This window comes from Streptomyces sp. RB17, assembly GCF_009604455.1.
In the GTDB taxonomy this organism is placed as follows: domain Bacteria; phylum Actinomycetota; class Actinomycetes; order Streptomycetales; family Streptomycetaceae; genus Streptomyces.
Genome location: NZ_WEGL01000008.1, coordinates 410,369 through 427,588 on the forward strand (window position 1 = coordinate 410,369; position 17,220 = coordinate 427,588).

At 74.0% G+C, this 17,220-nt stretch carries 14 protein-coding genes; 8 read left to right on the forward strand and 6 right to left on the reverse strand.

The window, feature by feature from the left end:
- The first annotated feature begins 75 nt into the window (after positions 1–75).
- The 3 genes from rsgA to SRB17_RS33180 all read left to right on the forward strand — a co-directional run bounded on the left by rsgA (position 76) and on the right by SRB17_RS33180 (position 3,264).
- Complete coding sequence (gene rsgA, locus SRB17_RS33170) at positions 76–1,170, forward strand: ribosome small subunit-dependent GTPase A (RefSeq protein WP_153543853.1); 1,095 nt, start codon at positions 76–78, stop codon at positions 1,168–1,170.
- Positions 1,171–1,351: 181 nt separating this feature from the next.
- On the forward strand, positions 1,352–2,767 hold the full coding sequence (locus SRB17_RS33175) for a bifunctional transcriptional activator/DNA repair enzyme AdaA (RefSeq protein ID WP_153544172.1): 1,416 nt from the start codon (positions 1,352–1,354) through the stop codon (positions 2,765–2,767).
- Positions 2,764–3,264 carry a methylated-DNA--[protein]-cysteine S-methyltransferase gene (locus SRB17_RS33180; protein ID WP_153543855.1) on the forward strand — a complete coding sequence of 167 codons (501 nt, stop codon included), beginning with the start codon at positions 2,764–2,766 and terminating at the stop codon, positions 3,262–3,264. The genes SRB17_RS33175 and SRB17_RS33180 overlap by 4 nt, the downstream gene beginning before the upstream one ends.
- Here SRB17_RS33180 and SRB17_RS33185 read toward each other — a convergent pair.
- On the reverse strand, positions 3,261–3,674 hold the full coding sequence (locus SRB17_RS33185; RefSeq protein ID WP_153543857.1) for a PPOX class F420-dependent oxidoreductase: 414 nt from the start codon (positions 3,672–3,674) through the stop codon (positions 3,261–3,263). The genes SRB17_RS33180 and SRB17_RS33185 overlap by 4 nt on opposite strands.
- 275 nt (positions 3,675–3,949) lie before the next feature.
- Here SRB17_RS33185 and SRB17_RS33190 point away from each other — a divergent pair, with 275 nt between their 5' ends.
- Positions 3,950–5,140, forward strand: coding sequence for a GDSL-type esterase/lipase family protein (locus SRB17_RS33190; RefSeq protein ID WP_153543859.1), 1,191 nt, complete (start codon positions 3,950–3,952; stop codon positions 5,138–5,140).
- A gap of 96 nt (positions 5,141–5,236) precedes the next feature.
- Here the strand turns inward: SRB17_RS33190 and SRB17_RS33195 are convergent, their stop codons facing one another.
- Together SRB17_RS33195 and SRB17_RS33200 are read right to left on the reverse strand one after the other, a co-directional pair.
- On the reverse strand, positions 5,237–5,719 hold the full coding sequence (locus tag SRB17_RS33195; protein WP_153543861.1) for a DUF456 domain-containing protein: 483 nt from the start codon (positions 5,717–5,719) through the stop codon (positions 5,237–5,239).
- A 58-nt stretch (positions 5,720–5,777) separates the two neighbouring features.
- Positions 5,778–6,758 (reverse strand): helix-turn-helix domain-containing protein, encoded by a 981-nt coding sequence (locus SRB17_RS33200; RefSeq protein WP_153543863.1) that lies wholly within the window; start codon positions 6,756–6,758, stop codon positions 5,778–5,780.
- A 1,220-nt stretch (positions 6,759–7,978) separates the two neighbouring features.
- Between SRB17_RS33200 and SRB17_RS48230 the strand changes: the two genes are divergently transcribed.
- The 3 genes from SRB17_RS48230 (at position 7,979) to SRB17_RS33225 (ending at position 11,908) form a co-directional block, all read left to right on the forward strand.
- Positions 7,979–9,364 (forward strand): protein phosphatase 2C domain-containing protein, encoded by a 1,386-nt coding sequence (locus SRB17_RS48230; RefSeq protein WP_416237112.1) that lies wholly within the window; start codon positions 7,979–7,981, stop codon positions 9,362–9,364.
- 27 nt (positions 9,365–9,391) lie between these two features.
- Positions 9,392–11,134, forward strand: a complete 1,743-nt coding sequence (locus SRB17_RS33220; RefSeq protein WP_153543869.1) for a pyruvate dehydrogenase — start codon at positions 9,392–9,394, stop codon at positions 11,132–11,134.
- Positions 11,135–11,434: 300 nt separating this feature from the next.
- Positions 11,435–11,908 (forward strand): ATP-binding protein, encoded by a 474-nt coding sequence (locus SRB17_RS33225; RefSeq protein WP_153543871.1) that lies wholly within the window; start codon positions 11,435–11,437, stop codon positions 11,906–11,908.
- A 186-nt stretch (positions 11,909–12,094) separates the two neighbouring features.
- Here the strand turns inward: SRB17_RS33225 and SRB17_RS33230 are convergent, their stop codons facing one another.
- Positions 12,095–13,144 (reverse strand): DUF2637 domain-containing protein, encoded by a 1,050-nt coding sequence (locus SRB17_RS33230; protein ID WP_153543873.1) that lies wholly within the window; start codon positions 13,142–13,144, stop codon positions 12,095–12,097.
- Positions 13,145–13,547: 403 nt separating this feature from the next.
- Between SRB17_RS33230 and SRB17_RS33235 the strand changes: the two genes are divergently transcribed.
- A complete protein-coding gene (locus SRB17_RS33235; RefSeq protein ID WP_323376600.1) occupies positions 13,548–14,348 on the forward strand; it encodes a GntR family transcriptional regulator in 801 nt (266 codons plus the stop codon).
- Between the two features lie 181 nt (positions 14,349–14,529).
- Here SRB17_RS33235 and SRB17_RS33240 read toward each other — a convergent pair whose 3' ends face one another.
- Complete coding sequence (locus SRB17_RS33240) at positions 14,530–15,297, reverse strand: hypothetical protein (protein ID WP_153543877.1); 768 nt, start codon at positions 15,295–15,297, stop codon at positions 14,530–14,532.
- Positions 15,298–15,464: 167 nt separating this feature from the next.
- Positions 15,465–17,138 (reverse strand): PucR family transcriptional regulator, encoded by a 1,674-nt coding sequence (locus SRB17_RS33245; RefSeq protein ID WP_153543879.1) that lies wholly within the window; start codon positions 17,136–17,138, stop codon positions 15,465–15,467.
- Positions 17,139–17,220 lie beyond the last annotated feature (82 nt).

Genomic DNA, 17,220 nt, shown 5'->3' on the forward strand with positions numbered 1-17,220 from the left:
ACCTCCGTGGCCACCGGCTGAACCCACCGCGCGCCGAACGCGCCTGCCCGGGGCCACCCTTGTGAAGGGTCTCCCTTGACTTCCACCTCTGCTGTGTACTCCGCGCTGGCTCCCTACGGCTGGGACGAGGCCTGGGCCGACGCGTTCGCCCCCTACACCGCCGACGGACTGCTGCCCGGCCGCGTCCTGCGCGTCGACCGCGGCCAGTGCGACATCGTCACCCCCGGCGGGACCGTCCGCGCCGACACCGAGTTCGTCGTGCCCCGCGACCCGATGAAGGTCGTGTGCACGGGGGACTGGGTCGCCGTCGACCCCGACGGTGACCCGCGGTACGTCCGCGCGTATCTGCCGCGCCGCACCGCCTTCGTGCGCTCCACCTCCTCCAAGCGGTCCGACGGGCAGATCCTCGCCGCCAACGTCGACCACGCCGTCGTCGCCGTGTCCCTCGCCGTCGACCTCGACCTCGGCCGGATCGAACGCTTCCTCGCCCTGGCCTGGGAGTCCGGCGCGCAGCCCGTCGTCGTCCTCACCAAGGCCGACCTGGTGCCGGACCCGGTCACCCTCGCCCACCTCGTGCAGGACGTGGAGACGAGCGCGCCCGGCGTGCCGGTGCTCACCGTCAGCGCCCTGCACGGCGAGGGGCTCGACGTCCTCGTCGCGCTCGTCGGCTCGGGTACGTCCGTGCTGCTCGGCCAGTCCGGCGCGGGCAAGTCCACGCTGGCCAACGCCCTCGTCGGCGCGGATGTCATGGACGTACGGGCGGCGCGGGACGTCGACGGCAAGGGCCGGCACACCACGACCACCCGCAACCTGCTCCCCCTGCCGTCGGGCGGGGTGCTCATCGACACACCCGGGCTGCGAGGTGTGGGCCTGTACGACGCCGAGAGCGGGGTCGGCCAGGTCTTCTCCGAGATCGAGGAGCTGGCCGAGCGGTGCCGTTTCCACGACTGCGCCCACGAGTCCGAGCCGGACTGCGCGGTGCGCTCCGCCGTGGAGAGCGGGGAGCTTCCTCAGCGCCGGCTGGAGAGTTACCGCAAGCTGGTGCGGGAGAACCAGTGGATCGTGGCCAAGACCGATGCGCGGGTCCGTGCGGAGCTTCGCCGGGACTGGAAGCGGAAGGGCGCCGCCGGTCGGGCCGCGATGGAGATCAAGCGAGGGCGTTTCCAGTAGTGCCCGGTGCTGGTGCGGGCGTCCGGGGCTGCCGCCCCCGGACCCCGCTTCGGCCCGACGGCCTCGTCCCCAAACGCCGCACGGGCCGGTCCTTGCCGACCCGAGCCGAGAACGAGCGTCAGATCCACGTCCGATTTCCGCGAGCCCCACCCCTCGCCCCTGGCCCACACTGGAACACGTGATGGGCGAGGACACCAGGTGCGAGGCGGTGCGGAGCAGGGACGGGCGGTTCGACGGCGTGTTCTTCTTCGCCGTCGAGACCACCGGTATCTACTGCCGGCCCAGCTGCCCCGCGGTGACGCCGAAGCGGCACAACGTGCGGTTCTTCGCGACGGCCGCCGCCGCGCAGGGGGCCGGGTTCCGGGCCTGCCGGCGGTGCCGGCCGGACGCCGTGCCGGGGTCGGCGGAGTGGAACGTGCGGGCGGACGTCGTCGGGCGGGCCATGCGGCTGATCGCCGACGGCGTCGTGGACCGCGACGGCGTCGCCGGACTCGCCGCGCGGCTCGGCTACAGCGCGCGGCAGGTCCAGCGGCAGCTCACCGCGGAACTCGGCGCCGGGCCGGTGGCGCTCGCCCGGGCCCAGCGGGCCCACACCGCGCGGGTGCTGCTGCAGACCACCGAGCTCCCGGTCACCGAGATCGCGTTCGCGTCCGGGTTCGCCAGCGTGCGGCAGTTCAACGACACCGTCCGGGAGGTGTACGCCTCGACGCCCACCGAGCTGCGGGCTGCCGCCCCCGGTGGCCGGGGCGCCTCCCGGGGCAGGGGTGTCCGCAGGGCCGCGCCCGGCGCCGGGATCCCGCTGCGGCTCGCCTACCGCGGGCCCTACCAGGCCGCCGCCGTCTTCGACCAGCTCGCGGCGGAGGCGGTAACCGGTGTCGAGGAGGTTTCCGGCGCGCCGGGCGGCCGTACCTACCGGCGCACGCTGCGGCTCCCGTACGGCACCGGGATCGTCGCCGTCGAGGAGCGCACCCGGGCGCCGAGGAGCGGTACCGGCACGCGTCCGGGCGGCTGGCTCGACGCGCGGCTGCACCTCACCGACCCCCGGGATCTCACCACCGCGGTGCAGCGGCTGCGCCGCCTGTTCGACCTCGACGCCGACCCGTACGCCGTCGACGAGCGGCTCGGCGCCGATCCGCGGCTCGGCCCGCTGGTCGCCGCCCGGCCCGGGCTGCGCTCGCCCGGCGCCGTGGACCCGGCGGAGGCCGCCGTACGCGCCCTGGTCGGGAGGGACAGCGCCCAGGAGCTGGTGCGGCGGTACGGCAAGGTGCTCGACGCGCCCTGCGGCAGCCTCACCCGTCTCTTCCCCGAGCCGGCCGTCCTCGCCGAGGCCGAGCCGGACGGGCCGCTGGGGGCACTGGCCGCCGCCCTCGCCGACGGCACCGTACGACTGGACCCGGGCGCCGACCGGGAGGACGCGCAGGAGGCCCTGCTCGCCCTGCCCGGGCTGGACCCGGCCACCGTCGCCGCCGTACGCGTGCGCGCCCTCGGCGATCCGGACGTCGCCCCTCCGGGGGTGGAGGTGCCCGACGACTGGCGGCCGTGGCGCTCGTACGCCGTCCGGCATCTGCGTGTGGCAGGGGAGTGGAACGACCGATGACAACCGTTTACTGGACCGAACTCGACGCACCCGTGGGCCGGTTGCTGCTCACCGCCGACACCGGCGGGGCGCTCACCTCGCTGTCCGTGCCCGGGCAGCAGGGCGGGCGGAGTGTGCAGAGCGTGCGGGACGGCGGGCGGCACGACAGCGGGCCGTTCCGGGCCGCGGCGGACCAGCTCGCCGCCTACTTCGCCGGTGAACTCAAGGAATTCCAGCTGGAGTTGAGTCCGTGCGGCACCGAGTTCCGGCAGCGGGTGTGGACCGCGCTGGACGAGGTGCCGTACGGCGCCACCGTCACCTACGGGGAGATCGCCGCGCGGATCGGCGCGTCCCGCGCGGCGGTGCGCGCCGTCGGCCGCGCGATCGGCGCCAACCCCCTGCTGATCGTGCGCCCGTGCCACCGGGTCATCGGCGCGGACGGATCGATGACCGGGTATGCGGGCGGAGTCGAACGCAAGGTGTGGCTGCTGACCCTGGAGGGCGCGCTCACCGATTAGGTCTCTGACGGGCCGGACGTGGCCTGGGCGGTCTCCGGCCGGTCCTCCTCCAGGCCCCAGCTGTGCACCCTGTGGGGGCGGATGCGGATGACCTCCTCGCTGAAGTGTGGGCCCAAGTCATGTGGGCCGACGAGGAGTTCGGCCTCGCCGCGGATGTCGACCCCGCGCACCCGCCAGGGCCGTACGCTCGCGATGTCGTCCACGACCAGCGCGACCTTCGGGTTGTGCCGGAGATTGCGCAACTTCTTCGTCGTCCCCATCGCGTAGCCGCCGACCAGGATCGAGCCGTCGTCCTGGACGAAGAAGCCCACGGGGTTCGCCTGCGGCCGGCCGCGCGGGTCGACCGTGGCCATGCGGCCCAGCCGCTGCGACGCCAGATACGCGCGCTCCGCCTCGCTGAATTCGGTCATGACGGCAGCCAAGCGAACCGGCCCGCCCCGCACAGCGGCTCCGGGGCCCAGGTCTTGGAGGGCCAGGCCTCGGGGGCGCGTGGGGCACCTCCCGGGCCCTCCATGCCCTCCATGCCCGCCATGCCCTTCATGCCCTGGAGAGGACAGGGCCCGGGGCCGCCGGGCCACGCCCGGTTGCGCCGAGCGGGTGGACCGGCGTCGCGGGTGCGGTGGCGGGGCCCGGCCCTGTGACACGGTCTGCTCCGACGGGTGACGGGGAAAGGGCGGTTGCGGAGATGGCCGGTGCCGGACGGATCCTCGCGGTGCTGCTGGTGGCGATGCTGCCGGGCACGACGGTGCCGGCCGTGGCGGAGCCCGCGCCGCCGCCGTCCTGGACGGGCAGCTGGGAGACCGCGCCGTCGGGAACCGCTTCCGCACTGCCCGGCGCCGCGATCCGCAACGTCGTCCACCTCAGCGTCGGCGGTACGGCCCTGCGCATCCGGCTCGGCAACCGGTTCGGCACCGCGCCCCTGCGGCTCGGCGCGGTCACCGTCGCGCTGCGTCGGGGGGCCGGCCCGGACGCGGTGCCCGGCACCCTGCGCACCGCCACCTTCCACGGCTCTCCCACGGTCACCGTCCCGCCCGGCCAGGACACGGTCACCGACCCGCTGCCGCTGCCCGTCCCGGCCACCACCGACCTCCTCGTCACCGTGTACACCCCCGACGACAGCGGCCCCGCCACCTACCACCAGACCGCCCTGCAGACCAGCTACGTCGCCCCGGACGGCGCGGGCCGGGCCGCCGACGAGGACGGCGCGGCCTACACCACCACCGTCAGCCGCTGGTACTACGTCACCGGCGTCGACGTGCTCGGCGCCGCCGCGGGCAGCATCGTCGCGTTCGGCGACTCCCTCACCGACGGAAACGGTTCCACCCCCGACACCAACCACCGCTGGCCCGACCGGCTCGCCGAACAGGTCCTCGCCGACCGGCTCGGCGTCCTCAACGCCGGAATCTCCGGTAACCGTCTTCTACGCGACGGCACCGGACCGAGCGCCCTCGCCCGCCTGGACACCGACGCCCTGGACCGGGCCGGGGTACGGGTCCTGGTCGTGCTGGAGGGCATCAACGACATCAAGGGCACACCGACGGCCGCCGACGTCACCGCGTACGCCGACGCCTACCGCACCCTCGTCGCCCGCGCCCACGCCCGGGGCGTCCGGGTCGTCGGCGTCACCCTCACCCCGTACCGGGGCTTTTCCGCCTACACGGACGCCCGCGAGGCGGTACGGCAGCAGGTGAACTCCTTCATCCGCACCGGCGGCGCCTTCGACGCGGTCGCCGACGCCGACGCCGCCCTCCGCGACCCCGCCGACCCCACCCGCCTCCTCCCCGCCTACGACCCCGGCGACCACCTGCACTTCAACGACACCGGCATGGCCGTGGTGGCCGGGGAGGTACGCCAGGCCCTCGGCGCGGTTCCGTGAGGCCGGACGGTGCCGGGGGTGTCCGGGAGCTGTGGTGCCGGGACTGTCGGGTGATGGCCGTACCGGGCTGTCCGGTGCCTGCTGTGCCGGCGCACCTCAGCCCCACAGCACCGCCCCCAGCCACGCCCCCGCGATCAGCAGGCAGGCGAAGAGTTCCGTCAGCACGCTGGAGCCGCCCGAGCGCATCGCCGTGCGGACGGCTGCCATCGCCTCGCCGTGTCCGCCCAGACGCAGCCGCTCGCACAGATAGATGCCGGCCACGAAGCCGGGCAGGGCGCCCAGCACCGGCAGCAGGACGAAGCCGAGGAACGCGCCGGCGCCCGCGTACACCGCCGTCCGCGGTGTGGCGCCGCTCTGGCGGAGCCGGCGTCGGGGCAGCGTCGTACGGACCGCCAGCGACAGCAGCAGCACCGCGCCGGCCCCCGTCAGCACCGCCCAGGCCAGTGGCTGCGGATCCGTCAGCGCCCACCACAGCACCGCGGCCCACACCAGCCACGACCCCGGCACCCCGGGCACCAGCACCCCGCACAGGCCGAGCGCGACGACCACACCGACCAGCAGGAGTTCCCACACTCCCATCTGCCCAGAGTGCCGGACACGGCAGCCGACGGCAGGTGGGTCACGGGTCGGCCGAAGGCTACGCGCGCGTGACCCAGCCCCGCTCGTACGCGTGCCAGCCCAGCTGCAGCCGGGTCGTCACCCCGGCCAGCTCCATCAGCCGCCGCACCCGGCGCTGCACGGTCCGCAGGCCCAGGTCGAGCTGCTTGGCCACGCTCGCGTCGGTCAGCCCGGCCAGCAGCAGCGACAGCACCTCCAGATCGGTGGCGTCGGGGCCGTCCGGCTGCTCCTCGACCACCCCCGACGCCCCCAGCCGCAGCGGCAGCGCGTCCCGCCACACCGACTCGAACAGCCCGGCCAGCAGCTCCAGCAGCCCACTGGCGTGCACCACCAGCGCGGCCGGCTCCGCCGTGCGCGAGGTCAGCGGCACCATCGCCAGCGAACGGTCGGCGATCACCAGCTTCGTCGGCACCCGGTCCACCGCCCGTACCTGCTCGTCCCGGCCGAGCGCCGCCGTCAGCTCGGTCAGCCCGTGCGGCGGCTCCAGCACCGCGCGCTCCACCACCACCCGGTAGCGCACCCCGCGCCCTGCCGCCTGCGCCTCCGCCTCGTTCTCCACGCCGGGGACGACCACCGGATTGCCGGTCACCAGGGCGCACACCTCCTCGGCCGCCCCCAGCTGCAGCTGCAGAAACCGCTGGGCCACCGCCGAGGCACCGGTCACCACCTCCACCAGGTCGTGCACCGCGGGCTCGGCCGCCGCCGCACGGTACTCCTCCGCGAGCAGCGCCGCCGCCAGCTCCGCCTGCTCCAGCTCGTGCCGCTGCTGGGTGAGCAGCGCGCCCAGCGCGACCCCGGGCGGGGCCGCCACCCAGCGGCCCGGCCGGGCCGGGGACTGCGCGGCGAGTCCCCGCCGCTCCAGCCGGCGCAGCGCCCGTTCGGCGTCCATCTCGGACAGCGTCAGGCGCCGCGCCAGATCCGTCACGTCGGCCGCGCCCACGGACACCAGCGCGCGGTACGCCGCCTCGTGCGTGTCGTCCAGCCCTATCGCCGCCAGCATCGGCTCACGTCCCTCCCCTGGAACCGGCCCGGAAGCCAGGCCCGGGAATCCGCCACGGCGGGCCCGGCCTGGCGGAAACAGGCCACGGCGCAAACCCGCCGCGGAACATCATCGCCGTACCGGAGGCGGGTCTGCCAAGGTGGCAGCACCACAGGATGCGGGCGGTGCTCTCGATTCACAGCCGTGTCCCAGGAAACCAAGCCACAATCCGGCCATCCGACCGGTGCCCCGTCAGGGTCCGGTCGCCCGGACCGTGGCCCGGGCCCGGACGTGTGCGAGCCATGCGAAGGGGATCCGGGGCCGGGTCACTCGGACGTCGCCGGGCGGTCCTCCCGTGGGGGGTGGGGCCGCCCGGCGGCCATCTGCCGCGTCCCGTACGGCTGTTCACCCCCTCACCCGACACGCCGTTCGACGCGGCCGGGTGTGCCCGATTTTCCCGATGCCCCGTTTTCATACGGCCCGTGCGGTGGACAATCAGGGGCATGAGCCAGCAGGGGGGAAGGCCCGCCCGTCCTGAGGACGACTGGTGGGGACAGCTGTACGACGACTCCGCCGAGGACACGGGACCCACAGCCGCGCCCGATTCCCTGGACGACCGCTTCGCCTCCGCGAAGTACACGGTGACGGACCTGCCGATCTCGCCACCGCCGCGCGAGGCCCGGCCACCGCGCCCTTCCGTCCCACCGCGCGAGGCGCCGCCACGCGGTCCGGCGCCGGGAAGGCGGTACGGCGACGCCGACGCACGGGGAGACGAAGACGGCGCGGGCCGGGGTGCCGGGCGCGTGGACAGGGGTGCCGGGGGCGCGGACGGAGGTCTGGGCGGCGCGGACGCAGGTGTCCGGGGTGTTGGGGGCTACCGCGGAGCGGAGTCCCGGGAGCCCACGCTGCCGACGCAACGCGCGCCCCAGGACTCCATGCTGCCGACGGAAGGCGCACCCCAGGAACCGGCCTCGACACCGCCGGAACCGCCCGTCCGACGACCACCCTCCGCCCCCTCCCCGCTCCTGCCGCCGCCGGCGTCCGACCGCCCGGCACCCGCATCGCTCCCCGAGCCGGCAGACCCGCACCCACCCACCACGCCTCCGGAGCCACGGGCCCCGTCGGCACCCGCCGAGCCGTGCTCCGAGCCTTCGGTGCAGGACCTGCGGCCGCCTGTCGTGCCTGCCGACGGGCTGGATTCGCCGGCGCCTGCAGCCCCTGCCGAGCCGCAGGATCCGTCGCTGTTCGCCTCGCCCGCCGAGCCGTGCTCCGAGCCTTCGGTGCAGGATCTGTGGTCGCCTGTCGTGCCTGCCGACGGGCTGGATTCGCCGGCGCCTGCAGCCCCTGCCGAGCCGCAGGATCCGTCGCTGTTCGCCTCGCCCGTCGAGCCGTGCTCCGAGCCTTCGGTGCAGGATCTGTGGTCGCCTGTTGCCGACGGGCAGGTCGCATCGGCACCCGTAGCCCCTGCCGAGCCGCAGGATCCGCTGCTCTTCGCCCCGCACGCCGAGCCGCAGGACTCGGCCCTCCCCGCCTCGGCGCCGCCCCCGGCGGTCACCCCTCGGCCCGCCGAGCCGGCCCCGGACACCACGGCACCCCCGTCCCCCTCCGCACCCCCGCTCGCGGCCGCCGCACCCCCCTCCCTCTCCGCCATCGACTACGTCGGCTCCGGGCCGCCCACCTACGACCCCGAGCCCACCGCGCTGCCGGCCGCCGATCCTGAGGGGCTGGAGGAGCTGGTCGCGGACACCGTGCTGGACGGTGCCCGGTACGGGGCCTGCACGCTGCGGGCCGTGTCGCTGCGCGGGGACTCGGCGCGCTACCGGGGTGAACCGCGCCGGGACGCGCTGCTCACCGCCCGGTTCGGGGCGGGGGAGCAGGCGCTGGTGCTCGTCGCGATGGCGACCGGAGTGCGGGGCACGCCCGGCGCGCATCTGGCGGCGGCCGAGGCGTGCCGGTGGATCGGGCGGGCCGTGGGCCGCAGTCATCACCGGCTCGTGGAGGACATCCGGGCTGCCCGGCGCGGGGACCTGAAGTCGGGGCTGCACCGGCTGATGGACCGCAGCCTCGGCAAGCTCCGCGCGAGCGCCGCCGAACAGGGCATCGACCCGGAGGAGTACACGGCGAGCGTGCGCTGTCTGCTGATGCCCGCCGACCCCGACTGCCGTACGCGCGTGTTCTTCGGCGTCGGCGACGGTGGCCTGTTCCGGCTGCGGGACGGCGCGTGGCAGGACATCGAGCCGCAGGTGTCAACGGCCGACACCGCAGGAGGCTCGGTCGTCGGCTTCGGCTCGCCGCCGGCGAAAACGTTCGCCGAAACTCCTGAGGGCGACCGGCTCACCATGGACTTCGGGATCCCGACCCCGCCGAGTCCGTACGAACCGGCGCCCGAGCCGCCCCGCGAGCCGTTCCGGTTCCGTGCCTCGGTGGCCCGCCCGGGTGATGCCCTGGTGATGTGCACCGCGGGCCTGGCCGAACCGCTGCGTGGCGAGGCCGCCCTCTGCGCCTACCTGGCCCGTCGCTGGTCCGGCCGTACCCCGCCCGGGCTCGCCGCGTTCCTCGCCGACGCCCAGGTGCGGGTGAAGGGTTACGCCGACGACCGTACGGTGGCGGGCGTGTGGGAGGCGTAACCGCTTTCCCTGTGACTCCATGGGTGCATGGCCAAACAGAACGTAGCGGAGCAGTTCGTCGACATCCTCGTCCGCGCCGGTGTGCGCCGCCTCTACGGCGTGGTCGGGGACAGCCTCAACCCGGTGGTGGACGCCGTCCGCCGCAACGCCGCCATCGACTGGATCCACGTACGCCACGAGGAGACCGCCGCCTTCGCGGCCGGCGCCGAGGCGCAGATCACCGGGAAGCTGGCGGCCTGCGCCGGCTCCTGCGGCCCGGGCAATCTGCACCTGATCAACGGCCTGTACGACGCGCACCGCTCCATGGCCCCGGTGCTCGCGCTCGCTTCCCACATCCCGTCGAGCGAGATCGGCCTCGGCTACTTCCAGGAGACCCACCCGGACCGGCTCTTCCAGGAGTGCAGCCACTACAGCGAGCTGATCTCCAGCCCGAAGCAGATGCCCCGGCTGCTGCAGACCGCGATCCAGCACGCGGTCGGGCAGAGCGGTGTCAGCGTGGTCGCGCTGCCCGGTGACATCGCCGCCCAGCCGGCCCCGGAGCGGGCCGCGCAGAGCGCCCTCGTCACCTCCCGGCCGACGGTCCGGCCCGGCGACGCCGAGATCGACGCGCTCGTGGAGATGATCGACGACGCCGGCAAGGTCACTCTGTTCTGCGGCAGCGGCACGGCCGGTGCGCACGCCGAGGTCATGGAGTTCGCCGAGAAGATCAAGTCACCGGTCGGGCACGCCCTGCGGGGCAAGGAGTTCATCCAGTACGACAACAAGTTCGACGTCGGCATGAGCGGCCTGCTCGGCTACGGCGCCGCCTACGAGGCCACCCACGAGTGCGACCTGCTGATCCTGCTCGGAACCGATTTCCCGTACAACGCCTTCCTGCCGGACGACGTCCGGATCGCCCAGATCGACGTGCGGCCCGAGGTGCTCGGCCGCCGCTCCCGGCTCGACCTCGCCGTGTGGGGCGACGTACGCGAGACCCTGCGCTGCCTCACGCCGAAGGTGCAGGAGAAGACCAACCGGCGCTTCCTCGACCGGATGCTGAAGAAGCACGCCGACGCGCTGGAGGGCGTGGTCAAGGCTTACACCCGCAAGGTCGACAAGCACGTCCCGATCCACCCCGAGTACGTGGCCGCCGTCCTCGACGAAGTCGCCGACGACGACGCCGTGTTCACGGTCGACACCGGTATGTGCAATGTGTGGGCCGCGCGGTACGTCTCGCCCAACGGCCGCCGCCGGATCATCGGTTCGTTCTCGCACGGGTCGATGGCGAACGCTCTGCCCATGGCGATCGGCGCCCAGTTCACCGACCGGCGCCGGCAGGTGGTCGCGATGTCCGGCGACGGCGGGTTCTCCATGCTGATGGGCGACTTCCTGACGCTCGTGCAGCACGACCTGCCCGTCAAGGTCGTGCTGTTCAACAACTCCTCACTCGGCATGGTCGAGCTGGAGATGCTGGTCTCCGGGCTGCCCTCGTACGGCACCGCCAACACCAACCCCGACTTCGCCGCCGTCGCCCGCGCCTGCGGGGCCCACGGGATCCGGGTGGAGAAACCCAAACAGCTGGCCGGCGCGCTCAGGGACGCCTTCAAGCACAAGGGACCTGCGCTGGTGGACATCGTCACCGACCCCAACGCCCTGTCCATCCCGCCGAAGATCAGCGCCGAGATGGTCACCGGGTTCGCGCTGTCCGCCTCCAAGATCGTGCTGGACGGCGGTGTCGGCCGGATGCTCCAGATGGCCCGCTCCAACATCCGCAACGTGCCGCGGCCCTGAACCCGGAGTCGCAGGAGCGGATTTCGGCCAGTTTCACGGCGTGTGACGGTGTGCCGACGGCCGGTGCCGGACGCATCTGCCCTGCCGTTCCGGGGCGTCCGTGGCGCCCAGGGGGCTTGCGGAGAGCAGGCCACCCGGGCGCGGCACGCGCCGGTGGCCGGCCCGTACACCGTACGGTCGTGGCCGAACCGCCGGTCATCGGGCATGTGTGATGACTGCCTGTGTGCGTGCTGGGCAAGCATCCTCCGTGAACGTGTTCGACCAGGAGGGGCAGGGTCCAGCGGCGTGCGGGCGGGGGTCATGAAGAGTCAGGCACGAGGGGGCGGTCCCGCGGTCGTCGGGGGCTCCTCGGCGACGACGGGGGAAGAGGCCGGCACCATCACGGAACACGCGCACCGGCTCCGGCGCAGGCTGGGACGGGCCGATCTCAAGGCGGTGCCCGAGGCGCGCCGGGAATTGCGCGAACTGCTGCGGCACTGGGGGAAGCCGGGCCGTTCGGAGATCGCCGAACTGCTCACCAGCGAACTGGTCACCAACGCGCTCGTCCACACCGACGACGACGCGGTCCTCACGGCGGTCGTGGAGCCGGGCGGACTGCGCGTGGAGGTGAGGGACTTCGTGGCCCGCAGACCGGAGCTGAGAGGCCCGGACTCGGACGACGACACCCATGGGCGGGGCATGGTGCTGGTGCAGTCCCTCGCGGACTCCTGGGGCGTACGGCCGCACGGGGTGGGCAAGTCGGTGTGGTTCGAACTGGGCGCCGAGGCGGCGTGACGATCCGCGGGAGGGCCGGCTCACCGGGTGCGGGTCCATTGCGGCTTGCCGGTCCCGCGTTCCTCGGAGTGGGAAACGGGCCGGGGGCGTGACCCGTGCGGTCACGCCCCCGGCCCGTCATGAGCTGTGGTTCCGGCCGAACCGGCCCGCGCGGCGGTCCTGGCAGAACTCCCCTGCGCGGCGGTCCTAGCCGAACTGCTGCTCCAGGTCCTTCAGTTTGCGCTCCAGGGAGTCCAGCCGTGGCAGGGCCATGGTGTCGTCCTCGGCGGTGAGGTCGACGGTCACCTGCTCAGCGGAACCGCCGCGGAACGGCTGCAGGGAGGGGCGGGCGCGTACGGGCAGCTGTTCCGCGGTCGATATGGCAGGCTCCGCGGTCGCCGGGGCGGGGCCGCGCTCCACCGCCTGCACCTCGACCTCGACCTGCCGTCCGCCGCGGCCGACGAAGCCGCGGTGGCCCCGGCTGATGGCCTTCAACTGGGCGCGCTCGATCCGCTGCTGCTCGCGCCGGCGCTGCCGCTGCTCCTCCTTGCGCTGCTTGTCGTCGCGGACCTCCTCGACCGCCTCGTCCAGGCTGCGCACGCCCTCCAGGAGCATCAGCGACCAGGCCCTGTAGGTCTCGCGGGGGGCCCGCAGCCAGCGCACGATGCGGATCTGCGGCAGCGGACGCGGCACCAGGCCCTGCTCGCGCAGCGCGGCCCGGCGGGTCTGCTTCAGCGCACGGTCGAACAGGACGGCCGCCGACAGCGACATACCGGAGAAGAACTGGGGCGCGCCCGCGTGGGCGGCACCCCGGGGCGCGTGCACCCAGTTGAACCAGGCCGCAGCCGCGGCGAACATCCACACGAGAATCCGAGAGCCGAGGGCCGCGTCACCGTGGCTGGCCTCGCGCACCGCGAGCACGGAACAGAACATCGCCGCGCCGTCCAGGCCGAACGGCACCAGGTACTGCCAGCCGTCGGTCAGCCCCAGGTTCTGTTCACCGAAGCCGACGAGGCCGTGGAAGGACAGGGCGGCCGCGACCGCCGCACAGCAGAACAGAAGCACGTAGGAGGCCGTGCCGTAGATGGCCTCCTTGCGCCTGCGGCGCTCCTCGCTGCGCTCCCACGAGTCGTCCGCGCTCGCGCTCTCCCCGGAGGAGCGCTTGCCGCGCGCGAGCACCGCCACCGCCGCCAGCATGCCCAGGAGCAGTACGGCGCCCGGAAGCAGCCAGTTCAGCGATATGTCGGTCAGTCTCATCAGGGGTCCCTTGCATTGGGATAGGGCGTAACGCCCGCCATAGTGGCCCACTCCCGACCGCCCTCAGGGGGTTTCGGGGCAAGAGGCCGCCAAGGAAGTGCAAGGGGATGCCCAGGGCGGCGTTCTGCTCGAACTGCCGCTTGAGGGGCGGGAGTTGAGTTCGAATAAGACTACCCGCACGGGTGGTTCCCGGGAAAGTTCCCGAGGCGCGTGAGGAAGTTGTGAATCGGGATGATCCTAGTGGACGCGGGGTGGTGCTCCGGCATGGTCAAATCAGGTAAACCTACCCTTATATGATCTTCGGTGAATTTGCACGACCGTCTTCGGCGCCTATGGTGCTTGACGGACAAGTGACAACTCACCGTTAATGACCCAAGTGCCGACAAGCCGCCAGGAGGGACCCGTGAAGCAGAGCGCGCAGGGCGCCGCCCGCGCGGGGACACCGAGCGGGACACCGCCCGGTGCCGCCCGGGTGCCCGCGCAGCCGCGCGCGGCGGACGCCCCCGACGGCTTCCGCGAGCGGGACATCGCCGTGCCCGCCGCGCGGGGGGAGCACACGCACAGTGAGCGGCCGATTCCGCAGCCGCGGCCGGCGGTACAGCGTTCCTCGGTGCGGGGGCAGATCCTGGACGCGCTGCGCACGGCGCTGGTCACCGGGGAGCTGAAGCCGGGCGAGGTCCACTCGGCGCCGGTGCTCGGCGAGCGGTTCGGTGTCTCGGCCACGCCCGTGCGGGAGGCCATGCAGCAGCTGGCCCTGGAGGGCGCCGTCGAGGTCGTGCCCAACCGTGGGTTCCGGGTGGTCGAGCGGGGGACGCGGGAACTGGCCGAGCTGGCGGAGGTGCGCGCCCTCATCGAGGTGCCCGTGATGCTGCGGCTCGCCCGGACCGTGCCCGGTGAGCGGTGGGCCGAGCTGCGTCCGCTCGCGGAGGAGACGGTGCGCGCGGCGGCCTCCGGCTGCCCGGCGACGTACGCGGAGTCCGACCGCGTCTTCCATCGCGCCCTGCTCGCCCCGGCGGGCAACGAGCAGTTGGTCCGCATCGCCGCCGATCTCCACCGGCGCTCGCAGTGGCCGCCGGTCCGGCGGGGCCGGGCGTACCTCGTCGCCGACGCGGCCGAGCACATGACTCTGCTGGACGCGTTGATCGCCGGGGATGTGGATGCGGTGCGGGGGTTGGTGACGGGGCACTTCGCGGGCGCGGGCTGAACAGTCGGGCACGCGCCGTGGGGGTGCGGGCCGTCTCGCGGGTGCGGGTCCGTCGTGGCCGTTCGCGAAGCTCCCCGCGACCCTGGGGGAGCTGCAGCTGGAGCGCCCGAAGGGGCGCGGGGAGCTGCGCGAGGAGCGACCAGCCGCCCGCACCCGGCTACGCCGCGGCACCCACCCGCCCCTACGCCGTAGCCGCCCCCGGCGCCGGCGGGGACAACTGCTGCGCCAGCCACGTCGGTACACCCCCGAGCAGCCGGAACAGCCTTCGCGCCTCCTCCCGCAACCGCGAGGCCTCCGGCTCGGACTCGGCGTCGGCCAGCGAGGCCAGCGCGGGGGCCGTACCCACCAGGTATCCCAACTCCTCGCGGATCCTGAGCGATTCGGCGAATCCGTGCCGCGCCTCGGTCAACTCCCCGTCCCTCAGGGCGAGTCCGGCGAGATGCCGCCAGGTGAAGGACAGCAGCAGCGGGTCGGCGTGGGCCGTGGCTCCCGCATGGGCCCGGCGGTACGCCGCCCGCGCCGCCTGCGGAGAGCGCGTCAGGTTCTCCGCGATCAGCCCCCGGCGGAAGTCGAGCAGGGCCCGGCCCGGAGCCCCCGGAGGGATCAGCGCCGCCGCCCGCCCGAGCGCGGCCCGCGCCTCGTCCGCGCGGTCACGGACGCCGTGCAGCGTTGCGGTGTAGGCGAGTTGGCCGCGCTCGCAGGCGGCGGCCCCCCGCTCCTCGTCGGTGTGCGCGAGCGCCTCCGCCGTCCGCAGGGCGTCCTCGGCGTCCTCCCAGCCCCGCTCGGTGTACAGGCACCGTTCGACCAGCAGCGCGGCCCGCTGCAGGGCCGCGGCGGCGGTGTCCCGCGGCAGCAGGGCCGCCGCGTCCGCCCAGCAGGCCCGCGAACGCAACCTCCATACCGCGGTCTGGAGCGGATCGTCACCGGCGGTCGTTCCGTCACCAGACATGGCGGTATGCGCCACGTTGCCCTCCCCGAGCACGTCATCGAGCTGTTGAGTGGTGGCGGCATTCCAGCACCATTCGCCGGGCCGGGCCAAGAGGGTGGGTGAAAGATTTCACAAAGTCGTGGGGCGCGGGCGTGACCTGGTTTGGCCGCCGGGCGCCCCCGCCGACCTCAGCTCATGCGCAGCGCGAGGAAGAAGTCGAGCTTGTCCTCCAGGCGCGAGAGGTCCCGTCCCGTCAACTGCTCGATCCGGCCCACCCGGTAGCGCAGCGTGTTGACGTGCAGGTGGAGCCGGGTGGCGCAGCGGGTCCAGGAGCCGTCGCAGTCCAGGAACGCCTCCAGGGTCGGGATCAGCTCGGCCCGGTGGCGGCGGTCGTAGTCCGTCAGGGGGTCCAGCAGACGGGCCGTGAAGGCGCGGCGGACGTCGTCGGGCACGAAGGGGAGCAGCAGGACGTGCGAGGCCAGCTCCTGGTGTCCCGCCGCGCAGACCAGCCCCGGGCGGGCGGCCGCCACCCTGCGGGCGTGCCGGGCCTCCTCCAGGGCGCCGCGCAGCCCCTCCGCGGAGTGCACGGCCGCGCTGACGCCGAGGGTGAGCCGGCCGTCGTCGTTCAGGCCCGCCGACAGGGTCTCCCGCACCGACTGCAGCAGGGAGTCGGCCAGCAGCCCGGTCTCCGAGCCGTCGTGCTCGGTGGGGACCGCGGGGAGCGGGACGAGAGCGATCGCCTCGTCGCCGGTGTGGGCCACGGCGATCCGGTCGGACGGTTCCGGGCCGGTCGCCTGCGGGTCGACCAGCACTTCCTCCAGAAGCGACTGGGCCACCGGACCGCCCTCGACGTCTCCGCCCTCCCACTCCACACGGGCCACCACGACCTGCCAGTGCGGGGCCGCGCCGAGCCCGGGCAGCAGCACCGGCGCCGCGACCCTCAGGCGGGCCGCGATCTCGGCCGGCGCGGCGCCCGTCTGGACCAGCTCCAGCACCTCCTGGGCGAGCCGGCGCCGCACCGTGCGGGCCGCGTCCCGGCGGTCCCGCTCGACCGCGATCAGCTGGGTGACGCCCTGCAGCAGGTCCAGCCGCTCCTCGGGCCAGTCGCCGGCGTCCGCGTCGACGGCCAGCAGCCAGTCCGACAGCACCGTCTCGCGCACGTCGCGGGCGGCCTGCGGGGAGCGGCCGGAGGAGCGGATCGGGAACAACGAGTACGTCGTGCCGCCGAGCAGGACGCGGTGCGGGCCCCGCCGTCCGGTGCGGGTGGCCGCCAGGTGCTCGGCGGCGAGCCTGGCGCAGGTCTCCGCCGGCAGCGCCGGGCCGGCGACCTTGGAGCCGGCGATCAGCCGGCCGGTCGGGGCGAGCACCCAGGCGCGCAGGTCCAGGTCGGTGCCGAGCAGGTCCAGGACCACGTCCGGGCCGCCGCCCGCCGGGCCCGAGGTCATCATCCGGCGGTGCCGGTCCACCACGGCCGCCAGGTCCCCGGCACGCTCGCCGGAGACCTGCCGGACGACGTATTCGGTGATGGTCGCGAAGGCCACCGACTCGTGCACCGCGAACAGCGGCAGCCGGTGCCTGGCGCAGGCGAGCACCAGATCGTCCGGGATGTCGCGCAGCTCCGCCTCGCCGGCGGCGAGCGCCGCCACCCCGGCCTGCACCAGGATCCGTACGAACGGCTCGGAGTCGGCGGCGTCCTTGCGCCAGGCGAGGCCGGTCAGCACCAACTCGCCCCCGGAGAGATAGCGGCTCGGGTCGCGCAGGTCGGTGGTCATCACCCCGCGCACCGACCGGTCCAGCTCGTCCTCCCCGCCGAGCAGCCGCAGGCCCAGCGCATCGGTGTCCAGAAGTGCGCGCAGCCGCATCTCGTCGCCGCCGTTCTTTGTCTCGAAACCTACGATGGATCTTGGAGGGTGACGGGGGAGTCACCCGGAAACCGACGCCGGG

What these genes read in the sequence shown, in the direction of transcription:
- SRB17_RS33240 (WP_153543877.1), bottom strand. Translation starts at nt 15,297, where the DNA reads ATGTCTGGTGACGGAACGACCGCCGGTGACGATCCGCTCCAGACCGCG.
- SRB17_RS33195 (WP_153543861.1), bottom strand. Translation starts at nt 5,719, where the DNA reads ATGGGAGTGTGGGAACTCCTGCTGGTCGGTGTGGTCGTCGCGCTCGGC.
- SRB17_RS33220 (WP_153543869.1), top strand. Translation starts at nt 9,392, where the DNA reads ATGGCCAAACAGAACGTAGCGGAGCAGTTCGTCGACATCCTCGTCCGC.
- SRB17_RS33245 (WP_153543879.1), bottom strand. Translation starts at nt 17,138, where the DNA reads ATGCGGCTGCGCGCACTTCTGGACACCGATGCGCTGGGCCTGCGGCTG.
- SRB17_RS33230 (WP_153543873.1), bottom strand. Translation starts at nt 13,144, where the DNA reads ATGAGACTGACCGACATATCGCTGAACTGGCTGCTTCCGGGCGCCGTA.
- SRB17_RS33175 (WP_153544172.1), top strand. Translation starts at nt 1,352, where the DNA reads ATGGGCGAGGACACCAGGTGCGAGGCGGTGCGGAGCAGGGACGGGCGG.
- SRB17_RS33225 (WP_153543871.1), top strand. Translation starts at nt 11,435, where the DNA reads ATGAAGAGTCAGGCACGAGGGGGCGGTCCCGCGGTCGTCGGGGGCTCC.
- SRB17_RS33200 (WP_153543863.1), bottom strand. Translation starts at nt 6,758, where the DNA reads ATGCTGGCGGCGATAGGGCTGGACGACACGCACGAGGCGGCGTACCGC.
- SRB17_RS33190 (WP_153543859.1), top strand. Translation starts at nt 3,950, where the DNA reads ATGGCCGGTGCCGGACGGATCCTCGCGGTGCTGCTGGTGGCGATGCTG.
- SRB17_RS33180 (WP_153543855.1), top strand. Translation starts at nt 2,764, where the DNA reads ATGACAACCGTTTACTGGACCGAACTCGACGCACCCGTGGGCCGGTTG.
- SRB17_RS33185 (WP_153543857.1), bottom strand. Translation starts at nt 3,674, where the DNA reads ATGACCGAATTCAGCGAGGCGGAGCGCGCGTATCTGGCGTCGCAGCGG.